This is a genomic window from Geodermatophilus sp. SYSU D00758, from assembly GCF_054049955.1.
The window spans coordinates 23,084-36,598 of sequence record NZ_JBJGYK010000041.1; the positions used below are offsets into that span (position 1 = coordinate 23,084).

Annotated in this window: 10 protein-coding genes; 5 read left to right on the forward strand and 5 right to left on the reverse strand. The window is 79.1% G+C overall.

The window, feature by feature from the left end; all coding sequences use genetic code 11:
* Nucleotides 1-118 precede the first annotated feature (118 nt).
* On the forward strand, nucleotides 119-1,087 hold the full coding sequence (locus tag ACI8AC_RS21115; protein WP_456899807.1) for a patatin-like phospholipase family protein: 969 nt from the start codon (nucleotides 119-121) through the stop codon (nucleotides 1,085-1,087).
* On the opposite strand, the gene ACI8AC_RS21120 is transcribed toward ACI8AC_RS21115, so the two are convergent.
* A complete protein-coding gene (locus ACI8AC_RS21120; RefSeq protein WP_456899808.1) occupies nucleotides 1,084-2,370 on the reverse strand; it encodes an FAD-binding oxidoreductase in 1,287 nt (428 codons plus the stop codon). The two genes, ACI8AC_RS21115 and ACI8AC_RS21120, sit on opposite strands and share 4 nt — an antisense overlap.
* Before the next feature lie 173 nt (nucleotides 2,371-2,543).
* Here ACI8AC_RS21120 and ACI8AC_RS21125 point away from each other — a divergent pair, with 173 nt between their 5' ends.
* The 4 genes from ACI8AC_RS21125 to ACI8AC_RS21140 all read left to right on the forward strand — a co-directional run bounded on the left by ACI8AC_RS21125 (nucleotide 2,544) and on the right by ACI8AC_RS21140 (nucleotide 10,151).
* Nucleotides 2,544-5,441, forward strand: coding sequence for a BTAD domain-containing putative transcriptional regulator (locus tag ACI8AC_RS21125; RefSeq protein WP_456899809.1), 2,898 nt, complete (start codon nucleotides 2,544-2,546; stop codon nucleotides 5,439-5,441).
* Between the two features lie 135 nt (nucleotides 5,442-5,576).
* On the forward strand, nucleotides 5,577-6,602 hold the full coding sequence (locus tag ACI8AC_RS21130) for a 3-oxoacyl-ACP synthase III (protein ID WP_456899810.1): 1,026 nt from the start codon (nucleotides 5,577-5,579) through the stop codon (nucleotides 6,600-6,602).
* Nucleotides 6,599-9,166, forward strand: coding sequence for an alpha/beta fold hydrolase (locus ACI8AC_RS21135; protein WP_456899811.1), 2,568 nt, complete (start codon nucleotides 6,599-6,601; stop codon nucleotides 9,164-9,166). Before ACI8AC_RS21130 ends, ACI8AC_RS21135 begins: the two co-directional genes overlap by 4 nt.
* A gap of 13 nt (nucleotides 9,167-9,179) precedes the next feature.
* Nucleotides 9,180-10,151, forward strand: coding sequence for an NAD-dependent epimerase/dehydratase family protein (locus ACI8AC_RS21140; RefSeq protein ID WP_456899812.1), 972 nt, complete (start codon nucleotides 9,180-9,182; stop codon nucleotides 10,149-10,151).
* Between the two features lie 16 nt (nucleotides 10,152-10,167).
* On the opposite strand, the gene ACI8AC_RS21145 is transcribed toward ACI8AC_RS21140, so the two are convergent.
* Genes ACI8AC_RS21145 through ACI8AC_RS21160 form a run of 4 tightly spaced genes read right to left on the reverse strand, consistent with a single transcriptional unit; the run spans nucleotide 10,168 to nucleotide 13,179 of the window.
* Complete coding sequence (locus tag ACI8AC_RS21145; RefSeq protein ID WP_456899813.1) at nucleotides 10,168-11,547, reverse strand: FAD-dependent oxidoreductase; 1,380 nt, start codon at nucleotides 11,545-11,547, stop codon at nucleotides 10,168-10,170.
* Nucleotides 11,548-11,585: 38 nt separating this feature from the next.
* Nucleotides 11,586-11,963, reverse strand: coding sequence for a DUF4267 domain-containing protein (locus ACI8AC_RS21150; protein WP_456899814.1), 378 nt, complete (start codon nucleotides 11,961-11,963; stop codon nucleotides 11,586-11,588).
* Complete coding sequence (locus tag ACI8AC_RS21155; protein ID WP_456899815.1) at nucleotides 11,960-12,538, reverse strand: hypothetical protein; 579 nt, start codon at nucleotides 12,536-12,538, stop codon at nucleotides 11,960-11,962. Before ACI8AC_RS21155 ends, ACI8AC_RS21150 begins: the two co-directional genes overlap by 4 nt.
* On the reverse strand, nucleotides 12,535-13,179 hold the full coding sequence (locus tag ACI8AC_RS21160; protein WP_456899816.1) for a class I SAM-dependent methyltransferase: 645 nt from the start codon (nucleotides 13,177-13,179) through the stop codon (nucleotides 12,535-12,537). The genes ACI8AC_RS21155 and ACI8AC_RS21160 overlap by 4 nt, the downstream gene beginning before the upstream one ends.
* Nucleotides 13,180-13,515: the final 336 nt, after the last annotated feature.

Sequence of the window (13,515 nt, forward strand, 5' to 3'; positions counted from 1 at the left end):
CGCCCGCCCATCCCCGGCATCCCGCGCCCCGCACCGCCGTCCCCGGCCCCGATCCCGTGCCCGGCCCCGTCGGCCCAGCGCCCGGCGACCCCCGCGACGGGTGCGGCACCATGGCGGGATGCCCTCCCGCACCCACGTGGTCCTCGGCGGAGGCGCCGCGATGGGCGCCTTCCAGGCCGGCGCGCTGCTCGCCCTCCTCGACGGGGGCGTGACCGTCGACCTGCTGCACGGCAGCTCCGTCGGTGCGGTCAACGCCGCCTACCTCGCCGCCGACCCGACCGCCACCCGGGCCCGCGACCTCGCCGGGCTCTGGCGGGACCCGGCGATGGGGCGGGTGCTGCGTCCCGGCGCGGCGGCGCGCGCCCGCGGCCTGGCCCGAGCGCTGCGCCGCGGCGGCGCACTGCTGGACGACCGGCCGCTGCGCCGGCTGGTCGGGCAGCACGTCGCCGCCCGGGACCTCGGCGACCTCGCCGTCCCCCTGACGGTCACCACCACCTGCCTGGACTGCGGCCTGGCCCGCCGGCACGACGAGGGCGACCTGGCCGACGCGCTCGTCGCCAGCTGCGCGCTCCCCGGGCTGTTCCGGCCCGTGGTCCTCGGCGACCGGCACGCGCACGTCGACGGCGGCATCCTCGACGGCGTCCCGGTCGGCGCGGCGCTCGAGCGGGCCGCGCCGGGCGACCGGGTGCTGGTCCTCGACTGCGGCCTGGCCCCCGTCACCGGGCGGGTCGACGTCTGCGCCGCCGCCTCCGACGTCCTCGGGGTGCACGCCTGCGGTGTCCCCGTCGCCGCGGACCGCGACCCGTACGTGCCGCCGGTCGAGGCCGGGCTCGGCGCGCTCGACGCCGTGCTGCAGTCGTTCACCGTGGCCCGGGCCGCGGCCAACCGGGCCGCGGTCCGGGAGGCGCTCGACGACCCGCGGGTGCACGTCCTCCCGCACGTCGCCGACGCCTGGGCCGGCGGGTTGCTCGACGTGCTGCCCACCGGGCCGCGGGACACCACCCGCACCGCCGACCTGCTCGCCGCCGGCGAGGCGGTCGCCCGCCGCTGGCTGGCCGACCGCCCCGAGCTCGCCGGGGTGTCCTAGCGGGGCACGGGCACCGGCAACCCCGGACGCGCGCCCTCGAGGATGCGGTGCGGGTCGGTGGCGGCCGCGACGGCGGCCAGCCGGTCCCGGACGGCGGGTGCGGGGGTGCGCGCGAGGACGTCGGGGCTCGGCCCGCTGCCGTGCGCCGGCGCCCGTCCGCCGGTCAGCGGTCCGAGCGCCGCCGCCAGCTCGTCGGCGCAGGCCCGGGTGGCCGCCCGCTCGTCGGCCCCGGCACCCCCGACCACGCGCAGCGCCAGCCGCGCGTCCCGGGACCCGACCGCGCTGGGCCGCTGCGGCAGCCAGGACACCGCCCCGCCGAGCAGCCGCAGCTCCAGCAGCCGCGGCGGGATCCCGCGGGCCGCGCGCAGCAGCGGGCCCAGGGCCTGCTCGGGCAGCGCGTCGAGTAGCAGCGAGGACTCCACCGCCCGCCGCGGGCCCGCCGGGTGCACCTCGAGCTGCGCGGAGGTCCGCACCCCCACGTCGTCACCCGAGGGCCGGGCCGCCGCCCGCAGCGGGGCCAGCACGTCGGCGCCGTCGTCGGGCTCGCCGGCCCAGGCGAAGCGCACCGCCACCCCCGCCGCACCGCGCCGCGGCCGGTGCAGCACCGCGGCCGTCCCCGCCTGGATGGGCAGGGTCGCCGCCCACGCACCCCAGGCGCGCAGCACGGCGGCGGCGTCCGACGCCGGCCAGCGCAGCGCCCCCGCGTACAGCGGGCCCACCGGCAGCAGGTCGACCTCCACCGCGGTCAGCACCCCGAGCGCGGCGCCGCCGCCGCGGACCGCCCAGAACAGCTCCGGTTCGCTGTCCGGCGTCACCCGCCGCAGCACGCCGTCGCCGGTCACCAGCTCCACCGCGCGCACCCGGTCGGAGGCGAGCCCGTAGGTGCGGGCCAGGGGCCCCACCCCGCCCCCGGTGACGGAGTCCGCCACCCGCTCGGCCGGGGAGGCGCCGGTGACCGGGGCCAGGGACAGCGGCGCCGCCGCGTCGAGCAGCCGCTGCCACCGGACGCCGGCCCCCACCCGCGCCCACCCGCCGGCGGAGACGTCGAGCCCGTCGAGCGCCGACGGGTCCACGCGCAGCAGCCGCCCGGCCGCCGGGGGGACGCCGTCCCCGCCCACGGCGACCGCGACGCCGTGCCGGCCGGCCAGCCGGACGGCGGCGACCACGTCCTCGGGCCCGGCCGGGCGGACCACCGCGCCGTCGGTCAGCCCGGCCGACGGGGACAGGCGGCCGCGCAGCAGGGCGGCCAGGTCGGGCGGCAGGACGGCGGGCGCAGGGTGCATGGGGGGCGTCTCCGGGCGGCGGGGATCGGACACCTGGAGGGTCGCCGCCGGCCCTTGGCGTCACCTTGTCGGGCGCTTGCGCCCCCGGTGAGGTGTACGAGAGGGGGAGTTCACGACCCGGTGACGTGCAGGAAAGCCCTGGATCGCGGTCGGCGGCCCTAGGATCCCGCGCGATGTCCGTCACCTCGTTCCGCGTGCTCGGGCCCGTCGAGGTGTGGCGCGACGGCCGCCCCCTGGCGGCCCAGACGCCACGCCACCGCGCCGTCCTGGCGGCACTGCTCGTCGACGCCGGGCGCACCGTGGCCGTCGACGTGCTCGCCGACCGGGTGTGGAGCGGGCAGCCGCCCACCGCGGTCTCGGCGACCCTGCAGGCGGTGATCTCGCGGCTGCGCCGCGAGCTGGAGCCCGACGCCGGCGGCGCGTGGACGCTGCTGCTCACCCGGGAGCCGGGGTACCGGTTGGCCGTCGACCCCGAGGACGTCGACGCCGTCCGCTTCCCCCGCCTGGTCCGCAGCGCCCGTGAGCTGGCCGCCCGGGGGGACGTCGCCGGCGCGCGAGCCGCGGTCGCCGAGGGGCTGGCCCTGTGGCGCGGCCCCGCCTACGCCGACGTGGCCGCCACCTTCGCCGTCGAGGAGGCCGAGCGGCTGGAGCAGGCCCGCCTCGACGCCCGGGAGCTGGCCGCCGAGCTGGACCTGCGGCTGGGCCGGCACGCCGAGCTGGTCGACGACCTGCGCGAGCTGGTGCGCGCCGAGCCGCTGCGCGAGGGGCTGCGCGCCTCCCTGATGCTCGCGCTCTACCGGGCCGGCCGGCAGGCCGAGGCGCTGGAGGTCTACGCCGAGGGCCGCCGGCTGCTCGCCGACGGGCTGGGGGTCGACCCCGGGCGCCCCCTGCAGGAGCTGCACGCGCGGATGCTCCGCCAGGACCCCGACCTGGCCGCCCCCGCGCCGCCGGGGCCCGCCCCCGCGCCGCCGGAGCCCGCACCCGCGCCCGCCGCGCCCGCGCCACCCGCCGCACCGGCTCCGCCGCCGCTGCCGGTGCCGCTCACCGCCTTCGTCGGGCGCGCCCGGGAGCTCGACGTCCTCGCCGGGGCCCTGGCCGCGCAGCGGCTGGTGACCCTCGTCGGGCCCGGCGGCAGCGGCAAGACGCGGCTGGCCCTGGAGGCGGCGCGCCGGCGGCCCGCCGGTTCGCCGCCGGCCGCGCTGGTGGAGCTCGCCGGTGTGGAGGACCCCGACCTCGTCGCCGCCCAGGTGGCCACCGTGCTCCGGGTGAGCCTCACCGCGGGCGACCCGCTCGGCGCGATCGCGACCGCGCTGCAGGACCGGCCGCTGCTGCTCCTGCTCGACAACTGCGAGCACGTCGTCGAGGCCGCCGCGGAGGTCTGCGCCGCGCTGCTGCCCCGCTGCCCCGACCTGCGGGTGCTCGCCACCTCCCGCGAGCCGCTCGGGCTGCCCGGCGAGGCGGTGCTGCCGTGCGGTCCCATGCCGGCCGGGACCCCGGGCAGCGACGCCGAGCAGCTGTTCCTCGACCGCGCCCGCCTCGCCGCACCGCACCTGGCCGACCCCTCGGCCGAGGAGCTGCGGCAGGTCCGCGAGCTGTGCGCCGCCCTCGACGGGCTCCCGCTCGCCGTCGAGCTGGCCGCCGCCTGCCTGACCACCCTGCCGCTGGCCGAGGTCTCCGCCCGGGTCGACGACCGGTTCGCGCTCCTGTCGGGCGGCCGGCGCACCGCCCACCCGCACCAGCGCACCCTGGCGGCCACCGTGCAGTGGAGCGTCGACCTGCTCGGCCCGGCCGAGCTCGCGGTGTTCCGCGCGGTGTCGGTGCTGCCCGGCAGCTTCGCCCCCGACGCGGTCGACGCCGTCGCCGGCCCGGACGTGGAGGGCCGCACGCTGGAGCTGCTGCGGGAGCTGGTCGCCAAGTCGCTGGTCGAGCTCGACCACGCCGCCGGGCGGTACCGGATGCTGGAGACCCTGCGGCAGTACGCCGAGCAGGGCCTGGCCCCGGCGACCGGCCGCCTCCTGCGCGACCGCCAGGCCGCGTTCGTCCTCGCCCTCGCCGAGCGCCTGGAGCCGACGCTGCGCCGGCCGGAGTGGACCGCGAGCGCCCGCCGGCTCGACGCCGAGCAGCCCGCGATCCGGGCGGCCCTGGCGCACGCCCTGGCCACCGGCCAGGGCGAGACCGCGCTGCGGATCGGTGCCGCCCTGGCCTGGTGGTGGTACCGCCGCGGGCACGTGCAGGAGGGCCGGCGCTGGCTGGCGGCCGCGCTCGACGCGACGCCGGAGGCCGCGCCGCACGTGCGCAGCGGCGCGCTCCTGGGCGACGCGCTGCTGGCCTACCTCTCCGGCGACGTGACCTCCATCTTCGCCCGCACCGACGAGATCGTCACCGCGGCCCGGGACGAGCGGGACGGCGTCCTGGCCCTCGCCCTGGTGCTGCGCGGCTTCGTCCGGGCGCTGCTCGGCGGGTCCGACGAGGACGGCGCCGTCACCCGCGACATCACCCGCGGTCTCGAGCTGGCGCAGGCCTCGGGCATCGAGTGGGTGCAGGTCGAGATCGCCATGACCCTCGGCCAGTTCTCCCGGGTGGCCGGCGACGTCGACGGGGCGCTGGCCCACCTCGACGCCGCCGAGAACCTCGCCCTCGAGCTCGGCCACTCGTGGGCGCACTCCTCGGTGCTCTGGATCCGGGCCAAGGTGCTCGTCGACCTCGGCCGGGCGGGCGAGGCGCTGGTCAACCTGTGGCGGATGGTCGACCTCACCCACCGGGAGGGCGACGCCACCGGCACCCTGGCCGGGCTGCTCACCGCCGTCGGGGCCGCCGCCGCGGCCGGCCGGCACACCGAGGCCGCCGTCCTGCTCGGCGCGGTGCAGGCCTCGGCGCGGCTGATCGGCTACGACCCGCTGCGGATGGACCCGCTGGACGGGCAGCGCTACGTCGCCGCCGCCCGCGCCGGGCTGGACGCCGCCGCGTACGAGGCCGCCCTCGCCGAGGGGGCCGGGCTCGACGCCGGGGCGGCCTGCGCGCTCGTCGGGCGGCTGGTCGGGGAGGTGACCGGTCCCGCCGTCCCGGCGTGACGTCCGGGACCAGGCGGTTACGCTGGTCCGGCGCGGCGAGGACGCCGCATAGCGGCGGCGCGACGGGGTAGCGCCGACCGGACAGGGCGGCACGCACCCGGGTCGGCCCTCCTCAGAACGCCCTGGAGGCCACGCGTGACCGGCAACGCCACCCACCACTTCGCCAACACCTCGGTCCTCTCCGTCGCGACCGAGGACGCCACCCGCGTGGTGACCTCCGACGAGATCGACGATCGCCTGGCCGGCACCTACCGCCAGGTGGGCCTGCGGCCGGGGCTGCTGGAGCGCCTGGCCGGCATCCGCGAGCGGCGCTGGTGGGCCGACGGGGTGACCTTCGTCGACGGCGCGGCCATGGCCGGGGCCAAGGCGATCAGCGAGAGCGGGGTGGACCCCGCCGCGATCGGCCTCATGGTCAACACCTCGGTGAGCCGCCGCTGGCTGGAGCCCTCCACCGCGGTGGCGGTGCACAGCGCGCTCGGCCTGCCCCGGTCCTGCCAGAACTTCGACATCACCAACGCCTGCCTGGGCTTCGTCAACGGCATGGAGCTCGCGGCGGCGATGATCGACGCCGGCCGGGTGCAGTACGCCCTCGTCGTCAACGGCGAGGACTCCCGGCCGGTGCAGGAGCGCACCCTCGAGCGGCTGTCCCGGCCGGAGACGGTGTCGCGGGACGTGCTCGCCCAGTTCGCCACGCTCACCCTCGGCTCCGGCGCGGTGGCCATGGTCCTCGGCCGCAGCGACCTGCACCCCGAGGGGCACCGGCTGGTCGGCTCGGTCAGCCGCGCCGGCACCGAGCACCACGAGCTGTGCACCGGCGACAACGACGAGATGCGCACCGACCTCAAGGGCCTGCTCGACGCCGGCATCGCCCTCTCCCTCGACATGTGGGAGGAGGCGCGCGGGCAGTTCGACTGGGCCGACGGGATGACCCGCTACGTCATGCACCAGGTCTCCAAGGTGCACACCCAGGCGATGTGCGACCGGTTCGGCGTCGACCCCGGCCTGGTGCCGCGCACCTTCCCCACCCGCGGCAACCTGGGCCCGGCCTCCGTGCCGGTGACCCTCGCCGGCGAGGCGCAGTCGCTGGTCGCCGGGGACCGCGTGCTGCTCATGGGCATCGGCTCGGGCCTGAACGCCTCCTGCCTCGAGATCGCCTGGTGACGGCGGCACCCCCGCGCCCCGAGACCGACCTCCCCGGGCTCGACCCGGCCTGGTCCCGGCACGTCCCGGTCACCGACCGGACCGGCGCCACGCACCTCTGGCACGTGCTCGACACGGGGGCGGACGGCGGGGCGGCCGGGACGCTGCTGTGCGTCCACGGCAACCCCACCTGGTCCTACCTGTGGCGTCGGCTGCTGGCCGCGCGGCCGGCCGGCTGGCGGGTGATCGCCCCCGACCAGCTCGGCATGGGCTGGTCGCAGCGCCTGGACCGGCCGCGCACGCTCGCCGAGCGGGTGGCCGACCTCGGCGACCTCACCGCGGCCCTGGGGGTGACCGGCCCGGTGGTCACCGTGGGCCACGACTGGGGGGGCATCGTCTCCCTCGGCTGGGCGCTGGCGCACCGGGAGCAGCTGCGCGGCGTCGTGCTGGCCAACACCGCGGTCGCCATGCCCGAGGGCGACCGCGGCCCGGCGCTCATCCGCATGGCGCACGCACCGGGGGTCCGCGCGGCGGTGACCGTCGGCACCCCGGTCTTCGTGCGGGCCACCACCGCGCTGTCCCGCCCGCCGCTGCCCCCGGCCGTGCGCGACGCCTTCGCCGCCCCCTACCGGACCGCCGCCCGGCGCCGCGCCGTCGGCGACTTCGTCGCCGACATCCCGTTCGCCCCCGGGCACCCCTCCCGCCCGGTGCAGGAGGAGATCGCCGAGGGCGTGCGCGGCCTCGACGTCCCGGCCCTGCTGCTGTGGGGGCCGCGCGACCCGGTGTTCGGCGAGCGCTACCTGACCGACCTGCGGGAGCGGCTGCCGCACGCGGCCCTGCACCGCTTCGAGGGCGCCTCGCACCTGCTACCCGAGGACGCCCCGCAGTACGCAGCGGCCGTCGCCGACTGGGTCACCGGGCTCGGCGGGGATCCGTCGGCGTCCCGCCCCCGGCCCGGCGCCGCCCCGGCGCCGCTCTGGGCGGCGCTGGAGGAGCGGGCCGGCGACCCCTCCCCCGCCGTCGTCGAGGCCGGGGGCCGGGCGACCGGGTGGGACGCCCTCGCCCGCCGCGTCGCCGAGCTCGCCGCCGGGCTGGCCGCGGCCGGGGTGCGGCCCGGGTCCCGGGTCGCGCTGCTGGTCGAGCCGTCGGCCGACCTCACCGCCGTGGTCTACGCGGTGTGGCGGGCCGGCGGGGTCGTCGTCGTCGCCGACAAGGGGCTGGGCCTGGGCGGCATGCGGCGGGCGCTGCGCAGCGCCGCCCCGGCGGTCGTCGTCGGCAGCCGGGCCGGGCTGGCCGCCGCCCGCCTCATGCGGCTGCCCGGCCGGCGCATCGCCGCCGGTCCGCTGCCCGCGGCCGCCCGCCGCGCGCTGCGCGTCGAGGCCACCCTCGACGAGCTGGCCGCACGGGGCCGGGGCGCGCCGCCGCCCCCCGTCGCCGACCCGGACGCCGACTGCGCCGTGCTGTTCACCTCCGGCGCCACCGGCCCGGCCAAGGGCGTCGTGTACACCCACCGGCAGGCCCGCGCCCAGCTCGAGCTGGTCCGCGGCACCTACCGGCTGACCGCGGACGACCGGCTGGTCGCGGCCTTCGCGCCCTTCGCCCTGCTCGGGCCGGGCCTGGGCATCGGCACCGCGGTCCCCGACGTGGACGTCACCGCTCCGGGGTCGCTCACCGCGGCCGCCCTCGCCGACGCGGTCGCCGCGGCGGAGGCCACCGCGGTCTTCGCCTCGCCGGCCGCGCTGCGCCGCGTGGTCGCCACCGCCGGCGACCTCACCGCTGACCGGCGCGCCGCGCTGGCCCGGGTGCGGCTGCTGGTCAGCGCCGGCGCCCCCGTCCCCGCGGCGCTGCTGCGCGCGGTGGGCACCGTGCTCCCGGCGGCCGAGCCGCACACCCCGTACGGGATGACCGAGGCGCTGCCCGTCACCGACGTGTCGCTGGCCGAGGTCGAGGCCGCCGGCGAGGGGGACGGCGTGTGCGTCGGCCGCCCCCTGGCCTGGGTCGAGGTGCGGGTCAGCCCGCTCGACGCCCTCGGCCGGGCCGACGGGCCGCTGACGGCCGGGCCCGGCGTGCTCGGCGAGGTCTGCGTCCGCGGCGCGCACGTCAAGGACCGCTACGACGCGCTCTGGCTGACCGAGCGGGCCGCCTCCCGGGACCCGGGCTGGCACCGCACCGGCGACGTCGGGGCCCTGGACGCCGAGGGCCGGCTGTGGATCGCCGGTCGGCTGCCGCACGTGGTGACCACCGCGGCCGGCCCGGTGGCGCCGGTCGGCGTCGAGCAGCGGGTGGAGCGGCTGGCCGGCGTCACCGCCTGCGCCGCCGTCGGGGTGGGCCCGGCCGGGACGCAGGCCCTGGTCGCCGTCGTCGTCCCGTCCGGGGAGGCCCGGCCCCCCGGCCGGCGGGCGGGCCGGCTGCGGCTGGCCGGCGCCGACCTCGCCGCCGCGGTGCGGACGGCGGCCGGATCCCCGGTGGCCGCCGTCCTGGTGACCGAGCGGCTGCCGGTCGACGTCCGCCACCAGTCGAAGGTCGACCGCGCGCTCGTGGCCCGCCGGGCGGCGCGGTACCTGGCCGGGTCCCGCCGGCCGTGAGGGTCGGCATCGGATGAGGGTCCTGGTCACCGGGGCCAGCGGCATGCTCGGCCGGGCGACCGCCACCGCCCTGGCCGCCCGCGGGGACGAGGTCACCGTGCTCCAGCGCCGGCCGGCCGGGCTGCCGCTGCGCGAGGTGCTCGGCGACGTCGCCGACCCGGACGTGGTGGGGCGCGCCGCCCGCGGCCAGGACGCCGTCGTGCACCTGGCCGCCAAGGTCGACGTCACCGGCCCCTGGCGGGAGTACCTGCACGCCAACGTGACCGGCACCCGCACGGTGGTCGACGCCTGCCGCGCGGCCGGGGTCGGCCGGCTGGTGCACGTCTCCTCGCCGTCGGTGGCGCACGCCGGTGCCGCGCTGGTCGGGGTGGGTGCCGGCCCGGCCGACCCGACGTCGGCCCGGGGCGCCTACTCCCGGTCCAAGGCGCTGGCCGAGCGGCTGGCCCTGGCCGCCGACTCCACCCCGACCGCGGTGGTTGCCGTGCGCCCGCACCTGGTGTGGGGGCCGGGCGACCCGCAGCTGGTCGGGCGCATCGTCGCCCGGGCCCGCGCCGGCCGGCTGCCCGTCGTCGGCACCGGGGCCGCCCTGGTCGACACCACCTGGGTCGACAACGCCGCCGACGCCCTCGTCGCGGCCGTCGACGCGACCGTGCACGGCGAGGCCCTCGTGGTCTCCAACGGCGAGCCCCGGCCGGTCGGCGAGGTGATCACCGCGCTGTGCGGCGCGGCGGGCGCCCGGCCGCCGCGCCGCTCGGTGCCCCTGCCCGTGGCCTGGGCGGCCGGCGCGCTGGCCGAGGGCGTGTGGGCCGCGACCGGCCGCCGGGACACCCCGCCGCTCACCCGCTTCCTGGCCGGGCAGCTGGCCACCGCGCACTGGTTCGACCAGCGGCGCACCCGGCAGGCCCTGGGCTGGGCCCCGCGGGTGCCGCTCGACGAGGGGTTCGCCCGGCTGGCCGACTGGTACGCCGCCGACCCGTCCCGCTGAGGGGGTGCCCGTCCCGTCACAGCAGGCCGCGGATGTCCTCCTCCACCGCCTCGAAGGCCTTGCGGGCGGCGATCAGGACCGGGTCCCACACCGGGGAGAAGGGCGGGGCGTAGGAGAGGTCGAGGGAGAGGACCTCGTCGACGGTCATCTCGTTCCAGATGCAGATCGCCAGCGCGTCGATCCGCTTGGCCGAGCCCGCCTCCCCGATCACCTGGGCACCCAGCAGCCGGCCGCTGCGCCGCTCCGCGATCATCTTCACGCGGATCGGCTGGGCGCCCGGGAAGTACCCTGCCTTCGTCGTGGACTCGACCGCCGCGGTGACGAAGGAGTAGCCGGCCTGCTCGGCCTCCTCCGAGGACAGCCCGGTGCGGGCGGCCTCCAGGGAGCAGATCTTGGTGATCGCCGTCCCGATGACGCCCGGGAAGGTCGCGTAGCCGCCCCCGATGTTGATCCCGGCCACCCGGCCCTGCTTGTTGGCGTGGGTCCCGAGGGCCACCACGACCCGCTGGCCCGACAGCCGGTGCCGGGACTCCACGCAGTCCCCGGCCGCCCACACGCCCTCGGCCTGGGTGCGCATGCGGGCGTCCACCGCGATGCCGCCCGACGTGCCGAGGGGGACGCCGGCCTCCCGGGCCAGCCGCACGTCCGGTCGCACCCCGAGCCCGAGGACGACGACGTCGGCAGGCAGCTCCAGGCCGCTGCTCGTGAGCACCGCGCGCGCCCGGCCGGTGCGGTCGACCTCGATGGCGGTGACCGGGTCGGAGAGGACCAGCCGGATGCCCTCGCGGCGGACCGCCTCGGCCACCAGCGCGCCGACGTCCGGGTCGAAGGTGCCGATCGGGGTGGCCGAGAGGTCGACGACCGTCACGTCCAGGCCGCGCACCCGGCACGCCTCGGCGATCTCCAGCCCGATGTAACCCCCGCCCACCACGACCACGCGGCGAACGCCCTCGCGGGAGAGCTGCTCGCGCAGCGCGACCCCGTCGTCGAGCACCTGGACGCCGTGCACGCCCTCGGCGTCGATGCCGGGCACCGGTGGACGCATCGGGACGCTGCCGGTGGCCAGCACCAGGTCGTCGTAGGGCTCCTGGCCCTGCCCGTCGCCGTCCAGCTCGCGCCAGTGCACCACCCGGCGGTCGAGGTCGACGCCGACGACCTCGGTGCGCATCCGCACGTCGATGCCGGCCGCGCGGTGCTGCTCGGGCGTGCGGGCGACGAGCTGCGCCTCGCTGTCGACCACGCCGCCGATCCAGTAGGGGATCCCGCAGGCGGAGTACGAGGTGGCCCGGCCGCGCTCGAACATCACGACGTCGAGCCCGGGGTCCCGCTTCCTGGCCTGCGACGCCGCGCTGCCACCGGCGGCGTCCCCTCCCACGACGACCAGGCGCTTGACCACGGCGCCGACCGTAGGTCACCGCCCGCCGGTGCGCGCGGTCAGCGCCGGTGCCAGCGCACCGCCCCGGCGGCCGCCGTCCCCAGCACCACCAGCGACAGGGCGGCGCTGCGCGGGGCGACGTCCCCGCCGCGGCGCGCCACCAGCACGGCGGCGGCGTCCAGGGCGGTCAGCAGCAGGGTCACCTCCGTCGTGCGGCGCGCCTGCGGGGCCGGGCTGACCAGCAGCGCCGCCCCCATGGCGATGTTGCGCGCCGCCACCAGGCGGACCAGCAGGGGCAGCGCCCGGTCACCCCGCGGGGCGGGCTCGCGCACCCCCAGCCACCGGGTGATCGCCCGCGGGGCGAACAGGGCGACCGTGCCCAGCCAGATCGACAGCGTCCCGACGCCCTTGCGGCTGACGTCCCACTCCTCGCTCACGGCTCCCTCGTGCCCGCGCGCGACCGGCTCGAACCGGCCAGGACCAGCACGAGGGCCAGGAAGGGCAGCGTGACCGCGCTGGCGACGACGTCGCTGACCGCGGCGACGGTGAACGCGGCCGCGGACGGGGCGTCCAGGGGCCCGATCATCCCGTCGACCCCGAGTGCGGCCACCGTGGCGGGAACGGTGAGCAGGGCCGACACCGCGCCGCCGAGCAGCACACCGGCGAGCACCGTCACCGGCGCCGTGCGCACCGCGCGCCAGGCCAGCGCCGTCCCCCGGCCCAGCGCCCCCCGCGCGCGCAGCCGGCCGTCGCGCGGCAGCCCGGCGAGCGCCCCGGTCACCCAGAGCTGGGCGACCAGGCCGGTGAGGAAGCCGACGACGTCGACGACCAGGGCCGCCGACAGCCGCGGGTCGTCGTGGACCAGCAGCTGCCGGAGGACGTCGGGGACCGTGTTGACCAGCGTCGCCGCGACGGCGGCCAGGTAGGCCGGCCCCGCGTGGCGGCGCAGCAGCTGCAGGGCCGCGCGGACGGTGGGCCCGGGCCGGGCGGCGTCCGGGGCCGGGCGGGTCACCGGCGGGCGGCGACCAGCGCCGTCCAGCAGCCGGCCAGCCGGGTGGCCTGCCCGGTGACGTCGAGGCCCGCGGTGCGGCAGGCGACCGCCAGGCCCTCCGGGGTGGGCCGGTCGCCGTCGGCCGGGTGGAAGGACACCGCGCGCAGCGGCCGGCTGTCGACGAAGCGGGCGGTCATCTCGCAGGAGTAGAGCCGGCCTCCGGGTCGCAGCACCCGGGCGGCCTCGGCGAGGACGGCCCGCCAGTCCTCCGCGTGGTGCAGCACGTGGTAGCCGAACACCGCGTCGTAGCTGCCGTCCGGCGCGTCGAGCCGGGTGGCGTCGCCCTGCGCCACGGTGACCCGGTCCCCCAGGTCGGCCACCGCGGCCCGGCAGGCCCGCACGCTGCCGGCGTGCAGCTCGACCCCGTCGGCGTGCGCCGCCCCGAAGACCTCGAGCGCCAGGCGCAGCCCCGTCCCGCGCCGCCCGGTGCCCAGCTCCAGCACCCGCCCGCCGGTCTGCGGCCCGCCGAGCCGGCGCAGCTCGGCGGCCTCGACCCGGCGCTGCACGAGGGCCCGCGGCCGGGAGTCGACCCACAGCCGGTTGGCGTCCACCCGGGTGGGCGGGACGCGGGGGGACGACGTCGGGCGGTCGGGGCGGGTCACGGCGGCTGTCCTCCACGGGGTCGGCTGGCCCCGGCATGCCCGCGGCCCGGCGGGGCCAACCGTGGCGACGCGGATCACGGTTTCATAACGGTCGCTGCCGTTCCGGCATGAGATGGACGATGGTCGGTCACCAGGTGAACAACAGGTGAACGAGAGGTGGCCGCTCCGCATGAACACGCATCCCCGTCCGCAGCTGCGCTGGGTCCCCGTCGTCGACGCCGCCGGTCACCGGCACCTCGAGATGCGGTGGACCTGCCCGGCCTCGGCGCCGCTCCGGCGCGCGGCCTGAAGCCGGCGGCACGACGCGGCCCGGCACCCGTCACGGGTGCCGGGCCG

What these genes read in the sequence shown, in the direction of transcription:
- ACI8AC_RS21125 (WP_456899809.1), top strand. Translation starts at nt 2,544, where the DNA reads ATGTCCGTCACCTCGTTCCGCGTGCTCGGGCCCGTCGAGGTGTGGCGC.
- ACI8AC_RS21140 (WP_456899812.1), top strand. Translation starts at nt 9,180, where the DNA reads ATGAGGGTCCTGGTCACCGGGGCCAGCGGCATGCTCGGCCGGGCGACC.
- ACI8AC_RS21115 (WP_456899807.1), top strand. Translation starts at nt 119, where the DNA reads ATGCCCTCCCGCACCCACGTGGTCCTCGGCGGAGGCGCCGCGATGGGC.
- ACI8AC_RS21120 (WP_456899808.1), bottom strand. Translation starts at nt 2,370, where the DNA reads ATGCACCCTGCGCCCGCCGTCCTGCCGCCCGACCTGGCCGCCCTGCTG.